The organism is Vibrio sp. Makdt (assembly GCF_027587015.1).
GTDB lineage: Bacteria > Pseudomonadota > Gammaproteobacteria > Enterobacterales > Vibrionaceae > Vibrio > Vibrio chagasii_B.
Genome location: NZ_JAPPTH010000003.1, coordinates 30,774 through 57,508, shown reverse-complemented (window position 1 = coordinate 57,508; position 26,735 = coordinate 30,774). Strand labels below are relative to the sequence as shown.

23 protein-coding genes are annotated in these 26,735 nt (G+C 45.4%); 5 read left to right on the top strand and 18 right to left on the bottom strand.

Going from position 1 to position 26,735, the window contains the following annotated elements:
• Nucleotides 1–229 precede the first annotated feature (229 nt).
• Nucleotides 230–3,007, top strand: a complete 2,778-nt coding sequence (locus OH460_RS04400) for an insulinase family protein (RefSeq protein WP_269995436.1) — start codon at nucleotides 230–232, stop codon at nucleotides 3,005–3,007.
• Between the two features lie 457 nt (nucleotides 3,008–3,464).
• Here the strand turns inward: OH460_RS04400 and fadJ are convergent, their stop codons facing one another.
• Together fadJ and fadI are read right to left on the bottom strand one after the other, a co-directional pair.
• Nucleotides 3,465–5,681 (bottom strand): fatty acid oxidation complex subunit alpha FadJ, encoded by a 2,217-nt coding sequence (fadJ, locus tag OH460_RS04395; protein ID WP_269995434.1) that lies wholly within the window; start codon nucleotides 5,679–5,681, stop codon nucleotides 3,465–3,467.
• Complete coding sequence (gene fadI, locus OH460_RS04390; RefSeq protein ID WP_019824831.1) at nucleotides 5,681–6,988, bottom strand: acetyl-CoA C-acyltransferase FadI; 1,308 nt, start codon at nucleotides 6,986–6,988, stop codon at nucleotides 5,681–5,683. The genes fadJ and fadI overlap by 1 nt, the downstream gene beginning before the upstream one ends.
• Nucleotides 6,989–7,549: 561 nt before the next feature.
• Between fadI and OH460_RS04385 the strand changes: the two genes are divergently transcribed.
• The 4 genes from OH460_RS04385 (at nucleotide 7,550) to OH460_RS04370 (ending at nucleotide 12,003) form a co-directional block, all read left to right on the top strand.
• Nucleotides 7,550–8,098 carry a sigma-70 family RNA polymerase sigma factor gene (locus tag OH460_RS04385; RefSeq protein WP_004739895.1) on the top strand — a complete coding sequence of 183 codons (549 nt, stop codon included), beginning with the start codon at nucleotides 7,550–7,552 and terminating at the stop codon, nucleotides 8,096–8,098.
• Nucleotides 8,091–8,819: a DUF3379 domain-containing protein gene (locus OH460_RS04380; RefSeq protein ID WP_061033678.1), complete on the top strand. Its 729-nt coding sequence runs from the start codon at nucleotides 8,091–8,093 to the stop codon at nucleotides 8,817–8,819. The genes OH460_RS04385 and OH460_RS04380 overlap by 8 nt, the downstream gene beginning before the upstream one ends.
• Before the next feature lie 296 nt (nucleotides 8,820–9,115).
• A complete protein-coding gene (locus tag OH460_RS04375) occupies nucleotides 9,116–10,420 on the top strand; it encodes an outer membrane protein transport protein (RefSeq protein WP_269995429.1) in 1,305 nt (434 codons plus the stop codon).
• Between the two features lie 296 nt (nucleotides 10,421–10,716).
• Entirely contained in the window at nucleotides 10,717–12,003 is a 1,287-nt protein-coding gene (locus OH460_RS04370; RefSeq protein ID WP_269995427.1) for an outer membrane protein transport protein, read from the top strand.
• Between the two features lie 95 nt (nucleotides 12,004–12,098).
• Here the strand turns inward: OH460_RS04370 and OH460_RS04365 are convergent, their stop codons facing one another.
• From OH460_RS04365 to OH460_RS04290, 16 genes are all read right to left on the bottom strand, one after another.
• Nucleotides 12,099–12,881, bottom strand: coding sequence for an MlaA family lipoprotein (locus OH460_RS04365; RefSeq protein WP_269995425.1), 783 nt, complete (start codon nucleotides 12,879–12,881; stop codon nucleotides 12,099–12,101).
• A 118-nt stretch (nucleotides 12,882–12,999) separates the two neighbouring features.
• On the bottom strand, nucleotides 13,000–14,220 hold the full coding sequence (gene ccmI / locus OH460_RS04360; RefSeq protein ID WP_269995422.1) for a c-type cytochrome biogenesis protein CcmI: 1,221 nt from the start codon (nucleotides 14,218–14,220) through the stop codon (nucleotides 13,000–13,002).
• Complete coding sequence (locus tag OH460_RS04355) at nucleotides 14,220–14,711, bottom strand: cytochrome c-type biogenesis protein (protein ID WP_105059172.1); 492 nt, start codon at nucleotides 14,709–14,711, stop codon at nucleotides 14,220–14,222. The genes ccmI and OH460_RS04355 overlap by 1 nt, the downstream gene beginning before the upstream one ends.
• Nucleotides 14,708–15,259, bottom strand: coding sequence for a DsbE family thiol:disulfide interchange protein (locus OH460_RS04350; RefSeq protein ID WP_008218327.1), 552 nt, complete (start codon nucleotides 15,257–15,259; stop codon nucleotides 14,708–14,710). Before OH460_RS04350 ends, OH460_RS04355 begins: the two co-directional genes overlap by 4 nt.
• A gap of 5 nt (nucleotides 15,260–15,264) precedes the next feature.
• A complete protein-coding gene (locus OH460_RS04345; RefSeq protein ID WP_008218325.1) occupies nucleotides 15,265–17,235 on the bottom strand; it encodes a heme lyase CcmF/NrfE family subunit in 1,971 nt (656 codons plus the stop codon).
• On the bottom strand, nucleotides 17,232–17,714 hold the full coding sequence (ccmE, locus tag OH460_RS04340) for a cytochrome c maturation protein CcmE (RefSeq protein ID WP_008218324.1): 483 nt from the start codon (nucleotides 17,712–17,714) through the stop codon (nucleotides 17,232–17,234). Before ccmE ends, OH460_RS04345 begins: the two co-directional genes overlap by 4 nt.
• Nucleotides 17,711–17,917 carry a heme exporter protein CcmD gene (gene ccmD, locus OH460_RS04335; protein ID WP_008218322.1) on the bottom strand — a complete coding sequence of 69 codons (207 nt, stop codon included), beginning with the start codon at nucleotides 17,915–17,917 and terminating at the stop codon, nucleotides 17,711–17,713. Before ccmD ends, ccmE begins: the two co-directional genes overlap by 4 nt.
• Before the next feature lie 14 nt (nucleotides 17,918–17,931).
• Entirely contained in the window at nucleotides 17,932–18,672 is a 741-nt protein-coding gene (locus tag OH460_RS04330; RefSeq protein WP_004739880.1) for a heme ABC transporter permease, read from the bottom strand.
• A 147-nt stretch (nucleotides 18,673–18,819) separates the two neighbouring features.
• A complete protein-coding gene (gene ccmB / locus OH460_RS04325) occupies nucleotides 18,820–19,488 on the bottom strand; it encodes a heme exporter protein CcmB (RefSeq protein WP_004739878.1) in 669 nt (222 codons plus the stop codon).
• Between the two features lies 1 nt (nucleotide 19,489).
• Nucleotides 19,490–20,107, bottom strand: coding sequence for a cytochrome c biogenesis heme-transporting ATPase CcmA (ccmA, locus tag OH460_RS04320; RefSeq protein WP_102424046.1), 618 nt, complete (start codon nucleotides 20,105–20,107; stop codon nucleotides 19,490–19,492).
• 277 nt (nucleotides 20,108–20,384) lie between these two features.
• Nucleotides 20,385–20,897, bottom strand: a complete 513-nt coding sequence (locus OH460_RS04315; RefSeq protein ID WP_008218316.1) for a DUF2802 domain-containing protein — start codon at nucleotides 20,895–20,897, stop codon at nucleotides 20,385–20,387.
• Nucleotides 20,897–21,391 carry a chemotaxis protein CheW gene (locus tag OH460_RS04310; protein WP_004739873.1) on the bottom strand — a complete coding sequence of 165 codons (495 nt, stop codon included), beginning with the start codon at nucleotides 21,389–21,391 and terminating at the stop codon, nucleotides 20,897–20,899. Before OH460_RS04310 ends, OH460_RS04315 begins: the two co-directional genes overlap by 1 nt.
• A 70-nt stretch (nucleotides 21,392–21,461) precedes the next feature.
• Nucleotides 21,462–22,637: a chemotaxis protein CheW gene (locus OH460_RS04305; protein ID WP_269995412.1), complete on the bottom strand. Its 1,176-nt coding sequence runs from the start codon at nucleotides 22,635–22,637 to the stop codon at nucleotides 21,462–21,464.
• Entirely contained in the window at nucleotides 22,624–23,406 is a 783-nt protein-coding gene (locus OH460_RS04300; RefSeq protein ID WP_008218313.1) for a ParA family protein, read from the bottom strand. Before OH460_RS04300 ends, OH460_RS04305 begins: the two co-directional genes overlap by 14 nt.
• A gap of 10 nt (nucleotides 23,407–23,416) precedes the next feature.
• Nucleotides 23,417–24,535, bottom strand: coding sequence for a protein-glutamate methylesterase/protein-glutamine glutaminase (locus OH460_RS04295; protein WP_186170944.1), 1,119 nt, complete (start codon nucleotides 24,533–24,535; stop codon nucleotides 23,417–23,419).
• A 13-nt stretch (nucleotides 24,536–24,548) separates the two neighbouring features.
• Entirely contained in the window at nucleotides 24,549–26,729 is a 2,181-nt protein-coding gene (locus tag OH460_RS04290; protein WP_269995408.1) for a chemotaxis protein CheA, read from the bottom strand.
• Nucleotides 26,730–26,735: the final 6 nt, after the last annotated feature.

Genomic DNA, 26,735 nt, shown 5'->3' with positions numbered 1-26,735 from the left:
AATCCAGAGGGAGCCGCAGTCTATATAAATAATTATATCAAGTCACTTGCTAAAGAGTTCGACTTTCTTAACAATCTTGTTAAAAGAAAATAAATCACTGATAAAAATCGATAAAAGTGATTTAGAAGTCGCCAAAAAAGCACTTCATATCCCAAAATATGATCACAAGGTTTGCACGCCGAACCATCGGGTACATAATTTAAAAACCACCTTCTTTGGAGATGCTCCAGTGCATTTAAGCCCCAACGATGAACATCAATACCGTTACTTCACCTTACATAACGGATTGCGAGTGCTTTTGGTTCAAGACCATTGTGCTCAAAAAGCTGCAGCTGCACTCGCCGTTAATGTCGGGCACTTTGATGATCCTGCCGACCGAGAAGGTTTAGCGCATTACCTAGAGCATATGCTATTTCTAGGAACTGAAAAGTATCCAAAGGTCGGAGAGTTTCAGAGTTTTATCAGCCAACATGGTGGCAGTAACAATGCTTGGACCGGAACAGAGCACACCTGCTTCTTTTTTGACGTCGAATTGAATGCCTTCGAGTCCGCTCTAGATCGCTTTAGCCAATTCTTTACCGCCCCTCTATTTAACGAAGAAGCACTAGATAAAGAACGCCAAGCCGTTGATTCTGAGTACAAGATGAAACTCAACGATGATGCGCGACGCCTATACCAAGTTACCAAAGAGTTGGTTAATCACAACCACCCATTCTCGAAGTTTTCTGTCGGTAATATCGATACGTTAGGTGACAGAAATGGCGTTACTATTCGCGAAGAAATTCTCACATTCCATCAGCAACAGTACTCCGCTGACCTAATGACCCTGACACTGTCCGGCAATCAATCATTAGATGAGATGCAAAGCTGGGTTGAGGAGCGCTTCAGCTCAATCCCCAATCACAACCTTCAGGGCAAAAAGGTCCAGGTGCCCATTGTTGGCGAATTGAGTACTGGAGTTCAGGTACATGTAGAACCGATTAAGGATGTCCGCAAACTTACCTTAACCTTTCCTATGCCGAGCATGGATGAACACTACGGTGTCAAACCGCTGTCATTCTTCGCACACCTATTAGGTTACGAAGGAGAAGGCAGTTTGATGATGCAGCTCAAAGAGAAAGGCTGGATAACATCACTCTCTGCTGGCGGTGGCGCAAGCGGCAGTAACTACCGCGATTTCACGGTGAGTTGCTCACTAACTATCGAAGGCCTAACCAAAACAGACCACATCATCCAAGCGGTATTTCAATATATCAAGTTGATTGAACAACAAGGGATTGAAGAGTGGCGTTACCTTGAAAAACGTGCCGTTTTAGAATCCGCTTTCCGTTTTCAAGAGCCCGCAAGACCGCTTGATGTCGTCAGCCATTTGGTTATCAACATGCAGCACTATCAAGAGCAAGATGTGGTGTATGGCGACTATAAAATGTCGCATTTCGACGAAGATCTCCAACGTTCACTGCTTCCTTACTTAACCGTCGACAATATGCGTGCCACCATTATTGCCAAAGGCTTTGAGTATGACAGAGAGGCAAAATGGTACTTTACGCCCTACTCGGTTACTCCTTTTACGTCTGAGCAAGTTCAACGCTTCACCTGTATTAATCCCGGTTGGCAGTTTGAGCTACCCGGTAAAAACCCGTTTATTTGCTACGACTTAGACCCAGCAGAACTTGAAGGTGACGCTCAATATCCACAGCTATTGCAAGAGCTAGATGGTTTTAAGTTATGGCACCTGCAGGATCACCAGTTTCGAGTTCCTAAGGGTGTGGTGTATATCGCCATCGATAGCCCACACTCAGTAGCCAGCCCAAGAAACATCGTAAAAACACGCTTATGTGTTGAGATGTTCTTAGATTCTCTTGAAAAAGAGACCTATCAAGCTGAAATCGCGGGCATGGGTTACAACATGTACACCCATCAAGGTGGCGTCACACTGACACTCTCTGGATTCAGCGAAAAGCAACCACAACTGCTCAATATGATCCTAGAGCGCTTTCAGGCACGCGACTTTAGTCCAACACGCTTTGAAACCATTAAGCATCAACTTCTCAGAAACTGGAATAATGCGTCGCAAGACCGCCCAATTTCGCAACTGTTTAACGCGATGACGGGTATTTTACAGCCCAACAACCCACCTTATGCGGTGCTCATTGAAGCGCTCGAGACGATTGAAGTCGATGAACTATCTTCATTTGTTCAATCCATTTTAGCTGAGCTTCATGTTGAGATGTTTGTGTATGGTGATTGGCGACAAGCAGACGCTCACAAAATGGCTGAAACACTCAAGGATGCCCTACGAGTTCAAGATCAGGCTTATGAAGAATCGCTACGTCCACTGATCATGCTGGGTGAAAACGGTAGCTTCCAGCGTGAAGTAGTCTGCAATCAAGATGATTCAGCGATCGTGGTTTATTATCAATGCCCTGATATTTCGCCAAAGAATATTGCGCTATATTCGTTAGCCAACCATTTGATGTCCGCGACGTTTTTCCATGAAATACGCACCAAGCAGCAACTGGGCTACATGGTTGGTACCGGCAACATGCCACTCAATCGACACCCTGGGATTGTGCTTTATGTGCAATCGCCGAATGCAGCCCCTGCTGATTTGCTGGTCTCCATCGATGAGTTTCTCAACGCCTTTTATATGGTCTTATTAGAGTTAAACGACTACCAATGGCACAGCAGTAAGCGAGGCCTTTGGAATCAAATCTCAACACCTGATACCACATTGCGTGGAAGAGCTCAGCGCTTATGGGTCGCGATAGGCAATAAGGACTTGGAGTTCAATCAGAGAGAGCAAGTACTAGAAGAGCTCAAAGGGCTCACTCGTTCAGACATGATGCGTTTTGTGGTTAGTCAGCTTAAGCCACGTACTGCTAACCGACTGATTATGCACGCTCACGGCAACGCTCATAGCGAGGAAGGTAAGCTATCTGCAGGTGTCGAGATTGGTTCTATTGATGAGTTCCAGTTGCGCCCGAAAGATACCGAGCTTGGCTAATAAGCGTGTTAGAAAATTAAAAGGTTGATGTGAAGGCATCAACCTTTTTTATTAGGCAAAGTCAAAAGCAGACCTCCTATTACGCTCCTTCGTCGCTTTAGGAGATGACGTTAGTTTTGATTGAGGCACGTTTATCCAATGAACACCAATAGCTTAATCTCAACCTCTCATTTCTAGTTCCCAAGAAGGAGAAACAACTGAATCGAGAATCTCCCACACCGACCAACACTACCTGACACAACACATCACTCTCCGTCATTCCCGACAAGGAGGGACGACCGAGTCGGGAATCTCCCATACCGACCAGCTCTACCAAACAGAACACATAATTCCCCCGTCATTCCTGAGAAGAAAGAATGACAGAGTCGGTAATCTCACTCTTTTCACAATCATTAATAAAACAAAAAAGCCCGCATCAACTGCTTGATACGGGCTCAATAATTAGCGTACTAGAGAGTTACTTGTAAAAAGACTCATCCAAACCAGCTCGTGTCAGTAGGCCATCACATGGTGCGAAACGGTCACCGTACTTCACAGCAAAATCATTCATCATCTCAACCAGTGACTTAATACCAATTTGGTCCATGTAACGGAACGGACCGCCCAGGAATGGAGGGAAACCGATACCGAAAATAGCACCAATATCACCATCACGAGGACTACGGATAATGCCATCATCTAGACAACGAACCGCTTCGTTCAGCATAGGTAACACGCAACGCATTGCGATGTCGTTATCACTTAGCTTAGGCTCAGGTTGTAACTTAAGCAGCTTATAAACTGACTTATCGACTTCCTTCTTCTTACCTTTGTAGGTGTAGAAGCCTTTACCACTCTTACGACCTTTGCGATTGTCATTCAGAAGAATATCGAACACATCAGGACCTTGGAAACGGTCACCTAATTCATTCACTAGAATCGGGATGATCTTAGCACCGATATCCACACCCACCTCATCTAGCAAGGTAATTGGGCCAACTGGGAAGCCGAAATCCAATAAAGCACTATCCAGTTTTTCAATCGGCTCATTCGCGAGTAGCAGATGTGCCGCTTCATTCATGTACGGAGCAAGAATACGGTTCACATAGAAACCTGCCGTGTCTTTTACAACAATTGGTGTTTTGCCTTGTTTCTTCGCTAATGCTACTACCGTCGAGATAGTATCTTCTGACGTTGTTTCATGAGGGATAACCTCAACTAGCGGCATTTTTTCTGCAGGGCTAAAGTAGTGAAGACCGACCACGTTTTCTGGTCGCTGTGCCTTCTCTGCAATCTTATGGATTGGCAGTGATGAAGTATTCGTCGCGAAGATAGTCTCTGGCTTCGCATTTTGTTCAATGTCTGCAACCATTGACTGCTTAAGGTCAAGATCTTCAAACACCGCTTCGATCACAACGTCTGTGTGGTTGAAGCTTGTAAAGTCGATACCACCAGAAAGCTGAAGCATCTTACTTTCAAGACCTGCACGGCTCAGAATACGACGTTTGCGCTGCTTATCGAATAACTTGTAGTTGTAGTTAAGCGCGTTTAGGACACCATCATTTGATACATCTTTAATACGAACCGGTACTTTTGCTTTAGCTACACTCACATGGCTAATACCTGCGCCCATAAGTCCGCCGCCTAACACACCAACACGCTTAACCGCTTTTGGTTCTGCATCTGCGCCGTGTTCTTTCTTCATTTCTGTGGTTGCAAAGAAGATAGAGCGAAGTGCTTTTGACTCAGAAGTCATTACTAACTCAGAGAAACGCTTCGCTTCGTACTGAAGACCTTTTTCAAAGCCATTTTCTAGACCATAACGAATGACATCGAGAATCGCGTCAGCTGCTGGGTAGTTACCACGAGTTTTCTGATTGGTCTTCTTCGCAGCTTGTTCGAAAATCACTTTACGACCAAGGCTGTTACGAGAGATCAGCTTCTCTTTAGTCGAAGCTTGGCTCTTAGAAGCAAGGCGCTTACCTTTTTTACTACCCGTATTCTTTTCAACATAGCTTTTCGCTACTTCAAGCAAAATGGTATCTGGGACACAAGCATCCACAACGCCAAGTGATTTCGCTTTTTTAGCACGCAGCTGCTTACCAGTAAGAATCAGGTCGAGTGACGGTAGCAAACCAATTAAACGAGGCAGGCGTTGTGTGCCACCAGAACCTGGTAGTAAACCTAGCTGAACTTCAGGTAGACCAAGGCGCGTCTTATCTGAATCGGTACACACACGGTAGTCACACGCTAGTGCGAGCTCTAAACCGCCACCAAGACACGGACCATGAATTGCCGCAACAACTGGGTAAGGAAGATCAGACAATGCTTGGAACATCTCTTGACCTTGACGTGCTAGAGATTGTGCTTCATCAGCGGTTTTACACGCATCAAGCATTCGAACATCAGCGCCAGCAATAAAGTTATCAGGCTTAAGAGAATGAACAATTAGCCCTTTAACGCGGCTTTGCTTCTCTTTTAGCTGCTCAAAGATCGCTTTCATCTCTTCAGCAAAAGCCGCTTGTAGCGTGTTCATTTTCTCGCCTGGAACATCAATCGCTAACCAAGCAATGTCTTGGTCGTCGATGTTAAGAGAGAATGCGGTCGCTTTCTTTTTCGGTGCTTCAGTCACTGGAGTCGACTCCGCGTTAGTGACTGCTTCTTTTTCTGTTGTTGCATCAAGAGTCGTAGACATTATTCTACCTCCAAGATCATTGCTGCACCTAAACCACCAGCAGCACATGCTGTATTCAGTGCTAAGCCGCCACCGCGACGTTTTAATTCACGTAATGTTTGAGTCATCATACGCGCACCAGTTGCTGCGAACGGGTGGCCGTAAGCAATTGAACTGCCCAACACGTTGAACTTATCCATATCAATCTCACCGATCGCTTTATCACGGCCAAGGTTCTTCTGTGCGAACTCATCGCTGGCAAACATTTTCACATTCGCTAGAACTTGAGCTGCAAATGCTTCATGCATCTCGATAAGCGTAAGGTCCGATAGCTCTAAGCCAGTGTTTTTCAATACTTGCGAGGTCGCGTACGTTGGTCCCATCAGCATATCCGTTTCAACACCAATCGCTGAGAACGCATAGCCACGAATATAACCCAGTACTTCTAAGCCTAGCTCTTTCGCTTTGCCTTCGCGCATCAACATCACAGCTGCACCGCCATCAGTTAGCGGCGTTGCATTCGCAGCGGTCACACTGCCGTATTTTCTATCGAATGCAGGACGAAGCTTGGCGTAACCTTCGACCGTAGAGTCATGACGAATATTATTATCTTCCGCGAGGTACTTTTTGTACGGTGCCGGAAATGCCGTCATTACTTCGTCTTTAATCTTGCCTTCTTTCCATGCTTGAGAAGCCAAAGAGTGAGAACGGTGAGCAAGCGCATCTTGAGCTTCACGAGTAATACCGTGTGTCTTTGCCATCTGCTCAGCGGTTTGGCCCATCGATAAACCAGTCGAGTATTCAGCAACCGCAGGCGGAACTGGCATCAAATCTTTTACTGAAAGTGTTTTGAGAATTTTCAGTTTTTGGCCCATGGTTTTGGTTTTGCTCAGTGCTAATAAATTTGCAGCTAGCTTTTTGGAAACGCCAATAGGCAATACAGAAGAAGAATCCGCACCACCAGCAATACCGACATCAATCGTGCCAGCCATAATGCTTTCGGTCACGTTGACTGCTGCTTGAAAGCTGGTCGCACACGCTCGAGTCACACTGTAAGCATCGGTATTGATATCCATACCGGTACCCAACACGATTTCACGCGCGATGTTTGGTGCTTCTGGCATCTGAACAACTTGGCCGAACACGACTTGTTCGATTAGCGCAGGATCGACATCAGTTCTTGCGAGCATTTCACTCACAACCATTTTGCCTAAGTCGACCGCAGGCACTTGGCTAAATTCTGTGCTCTGACGAGCGAATGGGGTTCGTAATCCAGCGACAACGGCAACACGTTCTCCAGAACGCGTTTTGACTTCCTGTTTGCCCATGGTTTCTCCTTAAAGTTAAGAGGTCTGACCTGAAGCATTGTAAAGAAGTTGTTAATTAAATCAAACGAGCGTTTAAATAAACGTGATACGAGTATCTCACTGTTTGAAAATATAACTGCACATTCAGGCGAACCTTTTTGGGTGAAAGGTTGTCGTAAGAGACTAAACTATTGTAAGCAAAGACTGTTATAGCGGTGTAGGAGATTGGTTTTCTCGAGGCAAAAAAAAACCACACAAAGCTGTGTGGTCGGAATGTGTATAAAGCAATTAACTTGACGCCAATTGAAAATAATCAGTTTCCTGATTAGGAGAAAGTAAAGTCAGCCTTCAAAAGGAAGTGTCGTCTTGCTCAACATGCTAGCCACGAATGACTAACTAGACGACAAGGTGTACTATAACTTTTTCAGGGTCTTAGATTTTGAAGTAGATCAATTTTAATGTGATTTTACGAATTCCAGCCGCCGTTCGCTCTAAAGACGAAACAGACTATAAACGAAGCACAACGTATAGAGGACAGCTATACGCAGAGCAATTATGGAGGCTCGTGTGTCAATAATAAAAATGTTTGGAAAGAAAAAAGCCAAGCGTCCGGTCAACTCTGATATGGACAAACAAAGAAAATACGAAGCACTCGTACGTGCCTATCACCGTGACCTCTTTCGCTACGCCTATTGGTTATGCAAAGACAAAAGCATTGCCGAAGATTTAGTGCAAGAAACTTGCCTGCGCGCTTGGAAATCACTCGATAGCCTACAAGATGAAAAAGCCGCAAAATCTTGGCTGATTACTATCTTACGCCGCGAGAATGCTCGACGTTTTGAACGCAAACAGTTTGATCTGGTTGATATCGACGATCATGGTAATGATGCTAGTGTCAGTGATGACCCGCACCATCAACACCAATGGTTGCAAGTCCAGATCATGAAACTTGAAATTGATTACCGTGAACCTCTCTTCTTACAAGTGATTGGTGGTTTTAGTGGTGACGAGATCGCGGACATTCTCGATCTCAACAAAAACACGGTGATGACACGTTTATTCAGAGCTCGAAATCAATTGAAAGAGATGCTGGATACAGAAGAAGCAGAGAGGGGGCAACATAATGGATGATTTAGAATTTCGTCGTCGTGTATTGTCGGAACCTAAACAGCGTACACAAGATATTGTTGATGCAACCGCAAATAGCGAAGCCAACAGTAACTTTTTAGATGACGTACTATCGCTTGATAAACAGATCCACTCTGCAATGAATGTAGACGTGCCAGACGATCTTGCCGATCGCATTCTGTTCAATCAAACCTCAAGCGAAGAGAGCAAAGTAGTACGCCCTACTTTTGCTAGACGTGCAATGGCAATGGCCGCTTCCGTAGCATTTGTTGCTGGTCTATTAGTTGGCCAAGTAAACTGGGGAAATGCATTAGTGTCTCCAGCGCAAGCGAGCTTGGTTGATACGGCGATGAAACATGTTATCGATGAAAAGAGCTTTGTGAGCACCATCGATGAACAAGTTACATCACAGCAAATCAATGCAAAAATGAACCCATTTGCTTTTCAGTTTGATGAAGCTTTCCCATACCACGTCTATTACCTGAACCATTGTGGTTTTGGGAAGTCTAACGCAGTGCACATGGTATTCCAGGGTGAAAAAGGCAAAGTTACGCTATTTCTAACTAGCATCCCGACAGACAAACCGGTCGACTTTGACGAAAAAGGGATGTCAGGTTCGGTAATGCCGATTGATAACAGCAGTTTGATACTCGTCGGTGAGAATGGCGAGGATGTGTCTAAAATCTCAGAAAAGCTGACGAAAATGATCAAACCGATGAGCTAATCAACTCTCAAAGCCCCTCAATAAAAGGCCCAGCAATATACTCTTGATATTGCTGGGCTTTATTTATAAATAAAACACCAATCCATTCACAAAACCAATAACTCTAGAGTTAAAACTCTAAAAAACAGCATTTCGCACCATTTTCGTGCCAGATAGGCGTCATTTCCATAATTTTCCACTCAAATTTTCCAATGGTCGGATTTGTATATCGTATACTTGCGAATAGGATCAGCCACCATTGAGCAATTGCTCAAATTAATCGCCCTGTAGAGGCGGATATATAAAGGAATAAATGAATGACTACCAACAACACGCGTCTGTTTAAAAAGTCTCTTTTAGCAGTAACAATTACACTGGCGTCTTCGCAAGCGATGGCAGCAGGTTTCCAACTTAACGCACAATCAGCTACTGGCCTTGGCCGTGCTTTCGCTGGTGATGCAGTAATCGCAGATAACGCGTCAGTAATGGCACGTAACCCTGCAGCAATGGCACTATTTGACAAAACTGAGCTATCTCTTGGTTTTGAGACAATCACTACTGATATCAAAGTTAAGAACGCTACTTATACTTCAGTGAATGGCATTGGCGCAGCAGGACCAACGACTGGTACACAGTCTTCAAATTACGATGATGCTGGCGGCACATCTGTAGCACCAAATATCCACCTTATCGTTCCAGTAAATGAAAAATTTGCTTGGGGTGTGAACGCATATTCAAACTTTGGTACTTCTACAGATTTTGGTGATGATTTCGTAGCTTCAGAATACGGCGGCGAAACAGATATCATGAGCCTTAACTTTGGCTTAGCTGGTTCATACCGTTTAAATGAGCAATGGAGCTTTGGTGCTGGCCTTGACCTAATTTATGGTAAAGGTACTCTGAAACGTTCATTTAGTAACACAACTTATACAGGCCCAGTTCTTCCGCCTGCAGCTGATGGTGGTATTACTGGAGGCTTAAACGCGCTAAATGGTAGAAGTATTGTTGATATCGATGAAGCAGATGGTTGGGGTGTTGGCTTCAACATCGGTACGGTTTATGAGCTAGATGAAAATAACCGTTTCGGCTTGTCTTACCGTTACAGCCCAGAAATCACAGCTAAAGATGACAAAGGACAAGAAATCGTTCTTCCTCTACCAGATATGGCTGAATTCTCTGGTTTCCACAAGCTAGAAGATACTAAGTTCGCAGTACACTACTCTCTACAATGGGTAGGTTGGAAAGCATTCGATAAAATTGAATTTGGTGGTGCGGCAAGTGCTCTTCCTGACTCAGCATACGAGTGGAAAAATGCGGGACACATCTCAGTCGGTACTACGTACTACCTAAACAACAACTGGGATCTACGTGCTGGTTACATGTACGACATCGCTGCGCAAGATGACCTAAAATCAGTTTCTGTTCCAGATTCTGACCGTCAATGGTTCTCTGCAGGTTTTACTTACCACATCGATACAGCATCTAACGTAGACTTTGGCTTTACTTACCTACTAGGTGAAGACGTAGACAACGTAAACGAGAGCTTAGGCGTTACATCTATCAGCGCAACAACTCGTGCAGATGCAATCCTACTAGGTCTACAATACAGCCGCAGCTTCTAATATAAGCTAGGTTATAAATCCCGAAGGGTCGCTTTATGCGACCCTTTTTTATTGCCTAAACTACTGACTTGCATCCATTTAAGCTTACAACTGTAGCCTGCACGGCACATATATAGCTACAAGTGTACGCTCAAACTTCGCAACACAGTCGAAACATTCAGACTATTTACCTAATAATCAGTCACATTTGATCATTTAATCCCTAAAACACTGTTTTATTCGAATTTCATTTTTAAAGTAATGACTCTAAAAGTAGAATCACGCCACTAAATACTTATGATTCAGCGAACATAATAATGAAAATGAATAAGACTCTTCTATCTACTGCAGTGGCAGTTGGACTACTTTCAACTTCTACTGTGACTCAAGCTGCAGGCTTTCAACTAGCAGAATACTCAGCAACAGGCCTGGGCCGCGCATACGCTGGTGAAGCAGCAATGGCTGATGGTGCAGACGCACAATGGCGCAACCCTGCAATGCTGACTTACCTAGAAGGTACTCAGGTTTCTGTTGGTGCTATCTATGTTGACCCGAACATTGATATCGACGGTACTTCTACGTCAATGATGGGACAATCTACTTCGTCAAATTCTAGCGATTTTGCGCACAGTGCAGTAATCCCAAACTTTTATGTTTCTCATAAGTACAACGACAAGTTCGCGTTGGGCTTTGCTGCCGGCACTAACTACGGCATGGAAACAGACCTAGGTAAAGACTTCGGTGGCGCAAACCATGGTAACGAAGCAAGCGTTACTACAATGGAGCTAAACCTAAACGCAGCGTACCAAGTACTTGAAAGCGTATCTATTGGTGGTGGCATTCGTTACATCATGGCTGAAGGTAGCTTTGGTGCGGTATCTACTGCAAACTCTCTAGTTCCTCTTCCTCAAGGTACAGCTTTAAAATACATGGAAGGCGATGACGCAGCGTGGGGCTGGCAAGTTGGTACAGCGTGGCAAATCAATGAAAGTAACCGCCTAGGTTTCACCTATAAGTCAGAGGTAGACCTAACGCTAGAAGGTTACGCGAAAGGCTTCGGCTTTAACCAAGCAAACCCAACAGCCCACAAAAATGGCTCGATGGATCTTGCTCTTCCAGCAACAGCTGAACTTGCTAGCTTCCATCAATTAACAAATAAAGTAGCAGTTCATGCGAGCATTAACTGGACAAACTGGAGTAGCTTTAAGGAGCTTGTTGCTGATTTCCCAGGTGAAAATAGTGTAGAAATCAAGCAAGAAAACTGGGAAGACAACTACCGCTTTGCGATTGGTACTACATACCAAATGACACCTAAGTTGGCTCTACGTTCTGGTATTGCTTACGATACATCAGCAGTAAGCGAAGAACACCGCACAGCAACGATTCCAGAAACAGACCGTACTTGGTTAAGTATTGGTGCAGGTTACCAATGGTCTGAGCAACTAACACTAGACGCTGGCTTCACTTACATTCTAGCGAAAGACGCTAAAATGCATGAAACAGACCCAGGCTTCGGTGGTGCTGATATGTTTGGTGGCAGCTTCGAAGGTGAAGTGACTGGTAGCATCTGGCTAATTGGTGTACAAGCTAACTACCGCTTCTAATCTTTTTGACTTAACCTAAAGTAATAAGCAATAAAAAGGCTCGATGTTGTTTTCAACATCGAGCCTTTCTTTTATCGGTTTCCTAAATCGTGTTTCTAGTAATCTTCTAGATAACCATCGATGAAATCTTCTTCTTCGAGATCCACTTCTTCTGGCTCAATCTCAGCTTTAAAGTCACGACGTTGGATGTAGACATCACGTGTTAGCGCGTATGGGTCTGGAGAATCGTTCAGCAGCGCTTCTTGCGAAACTAACTGAGCACGTGTTTCCATACCTTCGAAAGCCCATTTACCTAAGCTCGCCCAAAAGTTCAGGAAAGACAGAGGAACATACAGGCCATCAACGGTTTCAGTCACTTCACGTGTCGTTAAAGGACCATAACCTGGCACCATAAAGTACGGACCATTCCCTACTCCGTAATGACCAATTGCATCAGAGAAAGACTTGTCATCGTATTTGGTGATTCCTGCTTCACTGGCAATATCGATTAAGCCTAACAGACCAAAAGTCGAGTTAATCCAAAACCGGTTAAAGTGGTCGAGCGCTTTCTCACCATTACCCATGATGAGGTTATTCACCATGCTTGATGGTTCGTCTAAGTTGGCTAAAAAGTTGGAGATACCAGAACGCACTGGCACAGGGGTGTAGTCAACATAAGCGAGAGAAACAGGGCGAACCAAATAAGGATCTAAATATTCGTAGTTGATATCCCACATCGCACGGTTGAAACCTTCAAAAGGATCATTCGGGTGGGATTCTTCGACGTATTCAGAGGTTTCGAGATTATCATTATTGCTATCATCTGGCGCGCTAGAACAGCCCACCGTTAAGCTTGCGATAAAGAGTAAACTTGAGAGTCTTAAAACACTGATAGACATATCACCTTTTCCATAAGGAATAATAAAAAAGGCCAGCAATCGCTGGCCTCAATTGTTTGCGTAAGTCTATACCGTTTGTTTATAAATCGGAATAGCTAACACCTATGCAAAATGATGATTAATATTGCTTATTGATATTAATGGTCACAGGTTCACCCAATTCAACCACTTCACTCTCACCGTACCAATCACCATCGCGAGTTGAAACGTTACCATCTGTATCAAGCCTAGCCCTAACCATCAGAGTTTCAAGACTAGACAACTGTTGACCTTGCATCATGCTATTACCGTCATCAAGTACAACAGTACGAGGGAAAGAACCCAATGGGTAGCGAGCCGCAGCAACTGGCATTGGCGAACCATCTGCTCGGTGTACCGAAACTACCAACACTGCATTGGGATCAGCATTCACATCAGCAGCTAGATCAAGCGTTACTGCAACACTCTTGCCTTGGTCAACACCCATCGCGTCACCCATTTTCTTCTGAGCACTTTCGATGCTGCGAGAAAGCATTTCATAACGGCTGTCTTGTGGGCCGATCATCTGTTGCATGATACTCCAGTACTTAACCGCACTTGGGTAGTCTTGACGCTCAAATGCATCAAAAGCAAGTAGTGAGAACACACGAAGGTCTACGTAATCGTTTTGAACCAAACGGCTTAGAAGTAGACGAGCTTGGTTTTGCTCTGCCTCATCTGGCGATAACATCAGTGCTTGTGCAAAGCCAAGTTGAACATCTTCGTCCTTAGGCTCTAGCTTATAAGCACGTTCCATCGCATCAATCGCAGTTTGTGCATCACGATTAGCCAGAGCAATGCGACCTAGCAGCAGCCAACCCGTTGAATCTTTAGGTTGGTAGTGCAAGCGCGTACGCAGTGCTAACGTCAAATCTTCTAGTTCGTCGTCCGTTAACGTGCCGCCTTCTGAAGACATTAGCTTTTTAGACAACTCAGGAAGATTAGAACTCACTTCTTGCCAATGTTGAACTTTGTCTAGCGCACCAAACTTGAAGTACATACCGTAAGTAACGACCACAACAAGAATGATAGAGGGTACAACAACACCCACTGTTGAGATGTGAGTTTTCTTCATCTCTTGCTTAGCCGGAACGTCATCAAGTAGAGACTGTTTCAGATCAGCGATCAGCTCCTGTTGGTTATCAACAAGGCCTTCTTCAGCTTCTACTTCTAGCTCATCGAGACGGTCTTTATAGAATGCTTTATTCAGCTCATCACGAAGCACATCGTCATTGTTTGCCTTTTTATTAATGAAAGGCAGAACAATCAACAAGATTGCTGCTAGCGAAAGGATAATGGTAGAAATCCAAAATAGAGTCATTACTGTTTATCTCCGTCGTTCTCTTCATCGAGTAACGCTTTTAAACGTGCTTCTTTATCTGCATCCCAGTCTTGATCTGACTCTGTTGCTGCTTTCGATTTTGACTTTCTGCTTCGTAAAATAATCAAACCAAATCCAAACACAACCACTGCAAATGGACCGACCCAAAGGATCGACGTCGCAAGTGTTAATGGCGGATTGTAAGTAACGAAGTTACCGTAGCGAGCAATCATATAATCAATGATGTCTTGCTTCGACTTACCATCTTTGGTCATCTCATACACTTTTTGGCGCAGGTCGACCGCAAGTTCTGCATTCGAGTCACCAATAGTGTTGTTCTGACACTTAGGACAACGCAGCGTATTGCTCAGCTCTTTAAACTGTTGCTCTTGATCTACAGTATCAAATTCATGAAATTCGATTGGCGCGGCAGAAACCGTCGCTGATATTGCAAACGTAGCGAATAGAGTAATCAGTGCCTTCTTAATCATTTCGCTTCCTCCAACAGGTCGTTGTACATCGGCTCAAGCGTCGATGCCCAGTTCGTTGGATTTACATCACCCACATGGCGATAGCGAACCACACCATTAGCGTCGATTAGGAAAGTTTCTGGAGCGCCATACACACCAAGATCTAGACCTAACATGCCGTTGCCATCAAAAAGACTGATTAGATACGGGTTACCTAGCTCTTTTAACCAACCAACCGCTTTGTTGCGATCATCTTTGTAGTTAAGACCAATAATCTTAACGCCCTTATCAGCCAACTTATTCAGGTAAGAGTGCTCTGCATAACAAGTAGGACACCAAGTCGCCCACACGTTAAGAAGCAGTGGCTCACCTTTAAAGATCGCTTGGTCATGCAGCTTACCCGGTTGCTCTAAGTCTTCGAGATCAAACTCAGGCACTGGCTTACCAATCAATACCGATTCAAGTTTAGTCGGGTCATCGCCCGACTGGTTACGCACCAATTGCGTTGCAAAGATTCCCGCTAGAACCATGAACGCAATCAATGGAATGAATAAAATCTTTTTGTTCATTCGAGTTAAGCCTCCTGCTCTTGAGCCGACTTTTTGGTTGGCTTACGGAAACGGTAACGACGGTCACTGATAGCGATAGCGCCACCAAGAGACATGATCAAAGAACCGGCCCAGATCCAACGTACAAATGGTTTGTAGTAAATACGTACAGCCCAAGATTTGTTGTCGTCTAGACGCTCACCCATTGCGATGTAAAGGTCGCGCGTTACACCACGGTCAATCGCCGCTTCTGTCATCATAGACTTAGCCGTCGTGTAGAAGCGTTTTTCTGCGTGAAGCGTATTGATGTACTTGCCTTCTTTTGTGATTTCAAAATCAGCAATGTAACCATCGTAGTTTGGACCATCTTTGTCACGAACACCTGTGAATAGGAAGTCGTACTCTTCAAGCTGGTAGCTCTCGCCAGGTGCCAGACGAACATCACGTTCAATACTGTAGTTCTGTACCATTGCGATACCAATTACAGTTACGGCTAAACCGATGTGACCACATACCATCGCCCAGTGGCTACGAGGTAGCTTGGTTAGACCTTTCATAAAGCTATGACGGTGAGTCGCACGCTCATGCAGTTCAAAACCGTGCATGAAGATGATCCAGAATGCCATTACCCAGCCTGCAAACGCAGTACCGCTAAAGCGGTCAGCTAACAGAGTCACCATTAGCGCACTCAAGCCTAACGAGAATACGCCTGAAATAATCATCGGCTTAACAAGCTTAGATAAATTGTCACGCTTCCAACGGATAAGAGGACCGATACCCAATAGGAACGAGAACGGGATCATTAACCAGAAGAACAACATGTCGAAGAATGGTGCACCGATAGATACCGAGCCCAGACCTAACTGTTTGTGAACCAGTGGTAATAATGTACCTACTAATACAACCACTAGCGCTGCAATCAGAAGAACGTTGTTACCAAGTAGCGCATTTTCACGAGAGACTAGATCGAAGTTACCACGAACACGAACTGATGCACCTTTCACTGCGAACAGTAATAGTGAGCCACCAATAACAAAAACTAGGAAACCTAGGATGAACATACCACGAGCCGGATCAGACGCGAACGCGTGAACCGAGACCAGAATGCCTGAACGAACTAAGAAAGTGCCCAACAAGCTTAATGAGAACGCAGAGATAGCCAGCAATACTGTCCAAGCTTTAAATGTGCCACGCTTTTCGGTTACCGCTAGTGAGTGCATCAGTGCAGTACCAGCCAACCAAGGCATAAATGAAGCGTTTTCTACTGGATCCCAGAACCACCAGCCACCCCAGCCAAGTTCGTAGTATGCCCACCATGAACCTAGTGCGATACCTACCGTTAGGAATAACCAAGCTGCAATTGTCCAAGGACGAGACCAACGAGCCCATGCCGTATCAAGACGACCACTCATTAGAGAAGCAATCGCGAAAGAGAATGCAACAGAGAAACCTACATAACCCATGTAAAGCATCGGTGGGTGAATAATCAAACCCGGATCTTGCAACAGCGGGTTCAAGTCACGACCATCAACAGGGAAGAAAGGCAGTGTACGTAGGAATGGGTTAGACGTTACGATAATGAACAGCAAGAAGCCGACAGTGATCAAACCCATGATAGCCAATACGCGAGCCACAGACTCTTGAGGCATACCACGGCTGAATGTCGCTACTGCTACCGTCCAACCTGCTTGGATAAGTACCCAAAGCAGTAATGAACCTTCGTGTGCACCCCAAACGGCCGTAATTCGGTAGTACCAAGGTAGTTGGCTGTTTGAGTTGCTTGCAACGTATTGAATCGTAAAATCATTTGTGTAAAACGCGTAACACAAGATAAAGAACGAAATCGCTAAGAATCCGAACATACCCCACGACAACGGTCGTGCGCTGTTCATCAATAATGTGTTATTTCGAGCGGCTCCATACAATGGGAGCACGCTTAACAGCAATGCAAGTCCCAAGGACAGGATCATCGCAAAATGGCCGATCTCGGCTATCATTGAGCATTTCCTTCTTTTTGTTCAGTCGTGTATTGCAAAGGCTCATGTGTTTTCTTCATTGCTTCCGCAACTTCAGAAGGCATGTACTCTTCATCGTGCTTTGCCAACACCTCAAACGCTTCGATTGTCGTCGCATCTTTAAGGACACCTTGAGCAACAATACCTTGGCCTTCACGGAAAAGATCAGGAAGGATACCATCGTATAAAATTGTTACTTTAGGACCTACATCTGCCAAATCAAAGCTTACTCGTAGTGATTCGTTGTCACGGCTTACAGAGCCTACGACAACCATGCCACCAATACGTAGGCGTTGGCCAACCTCAGGTTTTTTACCATCTTTACCGTTTACCAGCTCAGTTGGTGTGTAGAACAGATCCATGTTCTGGTTAAGTGCGTAAACCATTAATCCAACAGTTGCACTGATACCAAAAAAGATCGCTAAGACAATGCCCAGCCTCTTTTTGCGTCTTGGGTTCATAGAGTGTTCTCCATATTTTTTGCTGCATCGATACGAGCTTGGCGATCAACCTTAGCTTGTACTTCAGTTAGTAATTGCTTACCACGACGAACGCTTACCACCAGTAAGATGATCATCGAGAGAAATGTGATTCCAAATGCACTCCATACGTATGACGCGTAACCGCCCATGGCAAAGAAATCACTCAAAGATTCAAAATACATAAATACCTACCCTACTACGCTTTATCAGCCGCAAGCTTGCGAACCCATGGACGATGACTTTCTTTGCTGATGATTTCGTTGCGGAAACGAATCATGGTCAAAGCGCCAAAGAAGAAAGCGAAACCGAAGATGTTGAGAAGAAGCGGCCATAGCATGTCACTTGAAATCGAAGGTTTTGCGAACTTAGTGATCGTCGCGCCTTGATGAAGTGTGTTCCACCACTCTACCGAGAAGTGAATAATAGGGAGGTTAATCACGCCGACGATAGCCAAAATACCCGCCGCTTTTGCTGCTGTTTTTTGGTCATCAAACGCGTGGTGAAGTGCAATTACACCTAGATATAAGAATAGAAGAATCAGCTCTGAGGTTAGGCGTGCATCCCAAACCCACCAAGCGCCCCACATTGGCTTACCCCAAACTGCGCCTGTTAGCAGAGCAATGAAAGTAAATACAGCACCAATCGGCGCCATCGCCAGTGCAGCCATATCAGAAAGCCTTACCTGCCATACTAAACCGATAAACGCGGCAATAGCCATCGACATGTATACGCCCATCGACCAAATGGCAGAAGGAACGTGAATATAGATAATTCGGAAACTATCACCCTGTTGATAATCAGAAGGTGCGAACGCGAGGCCCCACACCGTACCAACGGATAGACACAATAGCGCTAGGATTGAGAACCACGGCAGAAGTTTACCAGCAAGCTGGTATGACGTTTCTGCTTTGGCATAGGGATGGAGCCATTTCCACATGTTGTAATCTCACTCTTACTTCATATTGCTTACAGCTACTAAAGCTATAATTATAATAATATATTTGTTCTGCTTTCTGTTTTGCTGACTCTATGAGTCTCATCGAACACTTTGGTTCACTTTAGCTATACGATACTGGTACCGTTATCAGTTCACACTCACGCGAAGTGCGGCACTGATCGCAAAAGGCGTTAGCGTCATCGCGCCCATCAACATGGCGCCGAGAATCGCTAGTTGGCCATTGTAGGCAACGCCCAACGCCGCAGCGTCAATCGCTGACGTTGCGAAAATCAAAATAGGGATGTATAGCGGCAAAATTAACAGGCTCAGTAACACCCCGCCCTTCTGCAACCCAACCGTCAAAGCAACACCAATCGCCCCAATAAAGCTCAAGGCAGGCGTTCCGACAAGCAAAGTCATCACAACAGAGAGCCAAGTGTCAAAATCCAATGACAACAAAACAGCCAACAATGGGCTAATTAAAATTAATGGTAACCCGGTCAATAACCAGTGTGCTATGACCTTGGACAATACTACCAACTGCAACGGGATGGGCATCAGCATCATCTGTTCAAGGGCACCATCTTGAAAATCATCGCGAAATAGACGCTCAAGAGACAGTAACGCAGAAAGTAAAGCAGCAACCCAAACAATACCCGCCGCAATACGTGCAAGTAGGTTTGGCTCAGGGCCGATACTTAATGGGAAAAGCGTGATAACAATGATGAAGAACCACAACGGGTTAAAGATATCAGCCTGACGTCGAAAAGCGATAAGTAGCTCACGTCGGATAATGGTGGTCATAGAAGAGATCATATTACTCACCCAACTTTATTTTTCTTAGTTTCGGGCTATCAGCAAACATATCTTGGTGCGTTGTGAGTAGTACAATCCCACCGTTATCCGCATGCTGAGAAAAAAGCGATTCAAGAACTTTAACACCCTGCTTGTCAATCGCAGTCAGTGGTTCGTCGAGAATCCACAACATCTGCTTACTCAACCAAAGACGAGCTAAGGCAACACGGCGCTGCTGACCAGCAGAAAGCTGCCCAGCAGGCACATCTTCTCTACCAGCTAGTCCAACCTGAGCAAGCGCATGGTAAAGCTCTTCCTTATTGGTTCCGCCACAATGAATTGACTGATAGAAACTGAGGTTCTCATAGGCACTAAGCTCGCGCTTTACACCTGTTTGATGACCAAGAAAAAGTAAATTTTGATGATAAACATCTCGACTCGATTCAATAGACTCACCATCCCAAGAGATAGTGCCTTCGTCACGATCACCTAAACCAGTGATGATCCTAAGGAGTGTCGTTTTTCCTGTACCGTTACGCCCTTCAACTTGAACCAACTCTCCTGGTTTCAATTGAAAAGATAACGATTCAAACAGAACCCTTTCGTCACGAATAGCAGTTAAATTTGAGACTTCTAGCATAGGTAAATTTAGTCGAGTAATGAGAGGGCTATAGTAGCACACCAATATGGTGACAAAACAGGACTAGGCGTTTTCAGTAGAACAAAGTCGGTAAGAAACTGTTACTACTGCATCACAATTTACACATTTTGACCAAAAATGAGATATTGCTGTAGTAACAAGCACTTATAAACATCGTTCTATAAACAGTTATACAGGCACAAAAAAAGAAGCCGAAGCTTCTTTTTAAAAGAGTGTGCGACAAACATGGTGTGTTTATCCACGAATAGCGCTCAATTTAACGACGTCGAGGTGGATCCCTGCGATCACGAGAGGCAGTAGGATGCTCATCAAACGAGGAAGGGTCGCTTCGTAATGAAGGAATTTTCTCTTTACCAGCAAGCTTGTTCTGCAGAGACATCATCAGCTCAGCTTCTGCTTTGGGTAATTCACATTCTTCAATTAACTCGTTAATCCCAGCGCCAAGCTGAACCATTTTCGTTGCACGCGTGTACAAACGTCCATCGGTATCCGCATGTTCCAGCTCAACAATACGTTCATTCAAATGTTTGATAAGATCTTGTTGTTCAGTCACTTTCTGGCCAAGGCCAACCACAACAGAGCGAACTTCTAGCAATTGCTTGCTCGATTTTTGCAGCTCTTTATCCAAGTTACGAACCTGTAGGCGTGACTGATCCAGTTGCTTTTGAATCGCACTTTTTACTTTGCTTATCAAAATCAAGATGAATAACGTAAAAACCCCAACTCCAGCAATCAGTGCAGCAGGGCTTAAAGGAAGCGCTTCAAACATTATAGGTGAGCCATCTCATCCCATTCGTCTTCGCTTAGTAGTTTGTTTAGATCTACTAAGATAAGCAGCTTGCCATCGCGGTTGCTAACGCCCTGGATGAACTTCGCGCTTTCGTCAGTACCAACACTTGGTGTTGTATCGATTTCAGAAGAACGTAGGTAAACCACTTCAGCAACGCTATCAACCAGGATGCCAATAACTTGACGCTCAGATTCAATAACGATGATACGAGTGTTATCCGTGATTTCACCTTGCATCAAACCAAAGCGAGAACGAGTGTCGATAACAGTAACAACGTTACCACGTAGGTTAATAATACCTAGAACGTAATCTGGAGCACCCGGTACTGGAGCAATTTCGCTGTAACGCAGTACTTCACGTACTTGCATTACGTTGATGCCGTAAGTTTCTTCTTCTAGCTGGAATGTTACCCATTGAAGTACTTCGTCATTCGTTTGATCTTTTCTTACTTCAACTTCACTCATTTGAGACATAGATAATCCTCTTGCCGTCGTTACCGACCACTATTATTAACTTGATGCTTTTGTTGTACCAATCTTGGTACTAGCTCAATGCTTTTACATCTAGCCCTGCATTTAGCATGGCGATTAATGCTTCGACATGGATCAAAGCACACATTTTTTCTTTTACCATACCAGCGAGCCATGGGCGTTTTCCTGCCATTTCTCGCCAACGTACTTTATCAGTATTAAGCAGCTCGGTGCCTTTAAGCTCTGTGCTCGCAAGCCCCCATAAGCTTTCTCCAAGCATTACTATATATTGATAGTTTTCTTTGTATTCGTCACTGGCTAACTTCTCGGCCATCACCCATTTTGCGGTGTCGACCACATCTAGCTGACTGTCTCGGTTGGTTTGTAACCCCAAATACCAAGATGGTTTGCCAATAATGTGATTGACCTCTTCAAGGCGGTGGATACCACCCAGTTCATCCAGTGGTACTGCAAAGGTCACACCATTGACATCAAAATACAAAACTTGGAAGTCTTCTGTTCGAGCCGTACTTTCCCAAGAAGTAAACTGCCCTGCACCACCCGCTTGTGTTTCTGGATCAATAGCGGACTCAATGTCAGGAACATCGGCTTCGATCTCAGAGACTGGTTGCTCAACCGTTGGAAGCACAGCTTCTACTGTTGATTCTTCAATTGGCTGCAGTTCAACCAGAGGTTCTGCCGCCATCGATAAATCAGATTCAGGAAGGTTCCAATCTTGAATCTCTGGCTCTAGCGAGACTTGAACCGACTCAACCGCAGCATCAAACATTTGCATGTCTGCTTGCTGAGCAATTTTCTGCGTGTTCTGGTCCATCAGTTCGTCAAGATTCAGGTCCTCAACAACATTGGTTGCCTCTAATCGGCTCAGTAGCTTCTGAACGTCCTCTAGGTTAGGTACTTCAAACTCAGCTGCACGTATTTCGGCGTAGCTTGAGTAATGACTCGCTAATTGACGCTCTGGCTCTGGCTCTGGCTCTGGCTCTGGCTCTGGCTCTGGCTCTGGCTCTGGCTCTGGCTCTGGCTCTGGCTCTGGCTCTGGCTCTGGCTCTGGCTCTGGCTCTGGCTCTGGCTCTGGCTCTTCAGATTGTGACTCATCATCAGACTCGTCAACTAAAAATTCTTCAGTTTCAAAGCTTTCATCACCTAATAGCGCAGTAAAATAGTCATCCAGTGCTTGTTCACTTGATAGGCCTGATCGCGCTATTGTTGAATCTTTATTCTCGCTCATTTATCGCCAACCTTTCGAGATAAATAAGCAGCTGTTTATAAGCAAATACACCACGGCTTCCCGATGCAAAGTGAGAGGCAGGCAAGCGCTTTAAGCTTGCGTCTCTAAACTTGGTATCAATTGGTACCGCTGAGGTCCAAACTTGGTTTGGGTAGTCCTCTTTCAGCTGCGTAAGTGTTTGCAGTGATGCCTTGGTTCGCTTGTCGTACATGGTAGGAACAATCGTCACCTTAAACGGTGTTTTGCGAGATTTCTGCATGATGGTTAGTGTACGAATCATACGCTCTAGCCCCTTCATCGCTAGAAACTCAGTCTGTACCGGAATCAAAATACGGTCACTCGCTGCCAATGCATTCACCATCATCACACCAAGAATTGGCGGACAGTCGATCAACACATAGTCGTAATCTTCTTTCAACGCCGCCAAAGCACGCTTCAAGATCAACCCCATGCCGCTTCGATTTCCCATCACACGGTCAAGTGTTGCTAATGACATGTGTGCTGGGATGATATCGATGCCTTCAACTTCGGTTTGCAACGTCAGCGGTCTTACCGCCTGCGCAGAAAACTCACGAAGCTGAAACAGATCGAACAAGCTCGACTCCACCGTATCTGAGTCGTAACCCAGATAGGTGGTCAGTGATGCATGTGGGTCAGTATCCACCAACAACACGCGGTGTCCTTTTAAAGCAAGCAGGCCTGCCATGGTCACTGTCGTGGTTGTTTTACCAACACCACCTTTTTGGTTTGCAACACTCCAAACAATCATCTCGATTTACCTAAGCTAACCCAACTTCAACCAAGATCCGTTCCGCGATGCGGTCCAGAGGTAGGTCTTCAGTAGAAATGCCAGCTTTTGCTACAGCTTGAGGCATACCATATACAACACAGCTATCTTCATCTTGTGCCCAGATTGTCGAGCCTGCGGTTTTCAACATGCGTGAACCTTCTCGACCATCGGCACCCATACCTGTCAGTATCATAGACAACACTTTGTCGCCGTAGATCTTCGCAGCAGAGCCGAAAGTCACATCCACACAAGGTTTGTAGTTCATGCGATCGCCGCCATCGATGATTCTTAGGCGAGCCGATCCAGCACGACCATCAACCATCATCTGCTTGCCGCCTGGAGCAAGATAAGCAACGCCAGGCTTCAACACGTCTCCGTCTTGAGCTTCGCGAACTTCGATCTTACACAAGGTATTCAAGCGGCTAGCAAAAGCCGCTGTGAAAGTCGCAGGCATATGTTGAACTAGCACAATAGGGTGCGGGTAGTTCGCAGGGATACGCGTTAAAATCTTCTGCAGCGCAACCGGACCACCAGTCGACGTACCAATTGCCGTTAGCTGATACTTCTTACCCGAAGCTCTGAATTTCGCAGCGGATGCGACCGCAGGTCTGGCGGCTGGAGCAGCATTAGAAACAGGTTGACGCAATGGCGTGGATGTTGACGTAGTTGCTGTCGCTCTCGGTGCAATTGGTGCACGGCGCATGAAAGCACGTTTAGCCGCAATCTGAATCACACGCTGTTGAAGTAACGCAACGGCATCATCGCGGTTACGTGCAATGTCTTCGAACTTCTTAGGTAGGAAGTCTAAAGCACCCGCATCCAGAGCATCTAATGTCGCTTTAGCACCGTCATGCGTTAGCGATGAAAACATCAAAATAGGCGTTGGAGACGCCGCCATAATTTCACGAACGGCTGTGATACCGTCCATGACAGGCATTTCGATGTCCATGGTAATCACGTCAGGTCTTAGCTGTTTCGCTTTCTCTACCGCTTCCTTACCATTTACCGCAACATCGATGACTTCTAGGCGAGCCTCTGAATTGATGATCTCGCTTACTCGACGACGAAAAAAGCTCGAATCATCAACGACTAATACTTTAATCGCCATATTTATCCTTAAATTAAATTCTTGACGCAGCTGCGTACTGCTTCAACAAGTCCGGCACATCTAAAATCAATGCAATGTGACCATCACTCGTAATTGTTGCGCCTGCCATGCCTGGCGTACCTTGCAACAATTTATCAAGCGGCTTAATCACCACTTCTTCTTGACCGATAAGCGTATCAACAACAAAGCCAACACGTTGGCTGCCAAGTTGTACGATAACCACATGACCATGCCCTTTACGTAGCTCAACATCACCTGCTTTCGGTGCAAGCCAGTTTTGCAAGTAGAACAGTGGAATCGATTTATCGCGAACGATGATCGTCAACTGACCATCAACCACGTTGGTACGGCTTAGATCTAAGTGGAAGATCTCGTTAACTGAAGCCAAAGGCAGCGCAAATGGGTGACCAGAAACACCAACCATCAAGGTAGGTAGAATCGCTAGCGTCAGTGGTACCTTGATCGTAATCTTGGTGCCTTGTCCCATCTCAGAATCGATATCAATTGAGCCATTCAGTGTGTTGATCGCCGTTTTCACAACGTCCATACCTACACCACGACCAGAGATATCAGAGATCTGCTCTTTACTTGAGAAGCCTGGCGCGAAAATTAGGTTGAAACACTCTTTGTTTGATAAACGAGAAGCAGCATCTTCATCCATCAGACCACGTTTAACCGCAATAGCACGAAGCTTATCGGGGTCCATACCGCCACCGTCATCAACGATAGCCAGCTCAATGTGATCACCCTCTTGAGAGGCAGACAGAATCACTTTACCGGTTCTTGATTTACCCGCCATCACTCGGTCTTCCGGCATTTCTATACCGTGGTCAACTGAGTTTCTAACCAAGTGAATCAGTGGATCAGCAAGTGCTTCTACTAAGTTTTTGTCTAGATCCGTTTCTTCACCACGCATCTCAAGAACGATGTCTTTTTTCAGGCTACGTGCAAGGTCGCGGACAACTCGAGGGAAGCGACCAAATACTTTCTTGATCGGCTGCATACGAGTCTTCATTACCGCACCTTGTAGGTCTGCAGTAACAACATCTAAGTTAGAGACAGCTTTCGACATTTCTTCGTCGTTACTGTTTAAGCCAAGGCTAACGAGTCGGTTACGAACCAATACCAATTCGCCGACCATGTTCATGATGGTATCCAGCGTTGAGGTATCAACACGAACGGTTGCTTCCGCTTGCTGCTTCTTAGCCGGTGCTTTCACTTCCGCTTTTGCCGGTGCACTTGGTGCAGGTTCAGCTTTTACAGCAACTGGCGCTGCGGGTTGCGGCTTAGGCGCAGCTTGAGGTGCAACTGGCTTACTTTCAGCTGGCTTAGTCGCGGCATCGAGTTCTTCAACTGATGGGCCATTGCCAGAGCCGTGTAACTGATCAAGTAGCTTCTCAAACTCTTCATCAGTCATCAGATCGTCGCCCTCAGACATCGCCGATACTGGTGCTGCAGCAGGTGCTGGCGGTGGAGGCGGCGTTGAATCAGCACTTGTCGGGCTATTACCCGCACCATGCAGTTCGTCCAATAACTTTTCGAATTCGTCGTCAGTGATATCACCACTATCAACCACAGGTTGTGGTGCAGCTGGTGCTGGCGGCGGTGTTGGTGCCGCAGATGACGTTGGTGAGCCACCTTTACCATGAAGTTCATCGAGCAGACGTTCAAATTCATCTTCAGAGATATCGTCTACTGAAGAGGCGCTAATGCTCGGGCTTTCGACAACCGGTTCAGGTTCAATAGCGATAGGCTCAGGGGTAACAGGTGCAGGCGCTTCCACTGACGCAACTTCATCCGCTGACTCTGGCTTACAGAGACGGTGAAGCTCATCCAATAATGCTTGATCTGCTGGCACTAAAGGTTCCTGATCTTGCACGGCTTGGAACTGTGTATTAACAGTATCTAGAGCCTGCAGCATGGTATCCATCAAGCCTGATGTTACGCTGCGTTGGCCGTTGCGTAGAATGTCGAACACATTCTCGGCACCATGACAAGTATCCACCAGCTCAGTTAATGCTAGGAAACCAGCACCACCTTTTACTGTATGGAAACCACGGAAAATAGCATTTAATAGGTCTTTGTCGTCAGGGTTATTCTCAAGCTCTACCAGCTGCTCTGATAGAAGCTCAAGGATCTCTCCTGCTTCGACTAAAAAGTCCTGAAGAATATCTTCGTCTAAATCGTAGCTCATACGTTA

What these genes read in the sequence shown, in the direction of transcription:
- fadJ (WP_269995434.1), bottom strand. Translation starts at nt 5,681, where the DNA reads ATGTCTACGACTCTTGATGCAACAACAGAAAAAGAAGCAGTCACTAAC.
- fadI (WP_019824831.1), bottom strand. Translation starts at nt 6,988, where the DNA reads ATGGGCAAACAGGAAGTCAAAACGCGTTCTGGAGAACGTGTTGCCGTT.
- OH460_RS04385 (WP_004739895.1), top strand. Translation starts at nt 7,550, where the DNA reads ATGTTTGGAAAGAAAAAAGCCAAGCGTCCGGTCAACTCTGATATGGAC.
- OH460_RS04380 (WP_061033678.1), top strand. Translation starts at nt 8,091, where the DNA reads ATGGATGATTTAGAATTTCGTCGTCGTGTATTGTCGGAACCTAAACAG.
- OH460_RS04375 (WP_269995429.1), top strand. Translation starts at nt 9,116, where the DNA reads ATGACTACCAACAACACGCGTCTGTTTAAAAAGTCTCTTTTAGCAGTA.
- OH460_RS04370 (WP_269995427.1), top strand. Translation starts at nt 10,717, where the DNA reads ATGAAAATGAATAAGACTCTTCTATCTACTGCAGTGGCAGTTGGACTA.
- OH460_RS04365 (WP_269995425.1), bottom strand. Translation starts at nt 12,881, where the DNA reads ATGTCTATCAGTGTTTTAAGACTCTCAAGTTTACTCTTTATCGCAAGC.
- ccmI (WP_269995422.1), bottom strand. Translation starts at nt 14,220, where the DNA reads ATGACTCTATTTTGGATTTCTACCATTATCCTTTCGCTAGCAGCAATC.
- OH460_RS04355 (WP_105059172.1), bottom strand. Translation starts at nt 14,711, where the DNA reads ATGATTAAGAAGGCACTGATTACTCTATTCGCTACGTTTGCAATATCA.
- OH460_RS04350 (WP_008218327.1), bottom strand. Translation starts at nt 15,259, where the DNA reads ATGAACAAAAAGATTTTATTCATTCCATTGATTGCGTTCATGGTTCTA.
- OH460_RS04345 (WP_008218325.1), bottom strand. Translation starts at nt 17,235, where the DNA reads ATGATAGCCGAGATCGGCCATTTTGCGATGATCCTGTCCTTGGGACTT.
- ccmE (WP_008218324.1), bottom strand. Translation starts at nt 17,714, where the DNA reads ATGAACCCAAGACGCAAAAAGAGGCTGGGCATTGTCTTAGCGATCTTT.
- ccmD (WP_008218322.1), bottom strand. Translation starts at nt 17,917, where the DNA reads ATGTATTTTGAATCTTTGAGTGATTTCTTTGCCATGGGCGGTTACGCG.
- OH460_RS04330 (WP_004739880.1), bottom strand. Translation starts at nt 18,672, where the DNA reads ATGTGGAAATGGCTCCATCCCTATGCCAAAGCAGAAACGTCATACCAG.
- ccmB (WP_004739878.1), bottom strand. Translation starts at nt 19,488, where the DNA reads ATGATCTCTTCTATGACCACCATTATCCGACGTGAGCTACTTATCGCT.
- ccmA (WP_102424046.1), bottom strand. Translation starts at nt 20,107, where the DNA reads ATGCTAGAAGTCTCAAATTTAACTGCTATTCGTGACGAAAGGGTTCTG.
- OH460_RS04315 (WP_008218316.1), bottom strand. Translation starts at nt 20,897, where the DNA reads ATGTTTGAAGCGCTTCCTTTAAGCCCTGCTGCACTGATTGCTGGAGTT.
- OH460_RS04310 (WP_004739873.1), bottom strand. Translation starts at nt 21,391, where the DNA reads ATGTCTCAAATGAGTGAAGTTGAAGTAAGAAAAGATCAAACGAATGAC.
- OH460_RS04305 (WP_269995412.1), bottom strand. Translation starts at nt 22,637, where the DNA reads ATGAGCGAGAATAAAGATTCAACAATAGCGCGATCAGGCCTATCAAGT.
- OH460_RS04300 (WP_008218313.1), bottom strand. Translation starts at nt 23,406, where the DNA reads ATGATTGTTTGGAGTGTTGCAAACCAAAAAGGTGGTGTTGGTAAAACA.
- OH460_RS04295 (WP_186170944.1), bottom strand. Translation starts at nt 24,535, where the DNA reads ATGGCGATTAAAGTATTAGTCGTTGATGATTCGAGCTTTTTTCGTCGT.
- OH460_RS04290 (WP_269995408.1), bottom strand. Translation starts at nt 26,729, where the DNA reads ATGAGCTACGATTTAGACGAAGATATTCTTCAGGACTTTTTAGTCGAA.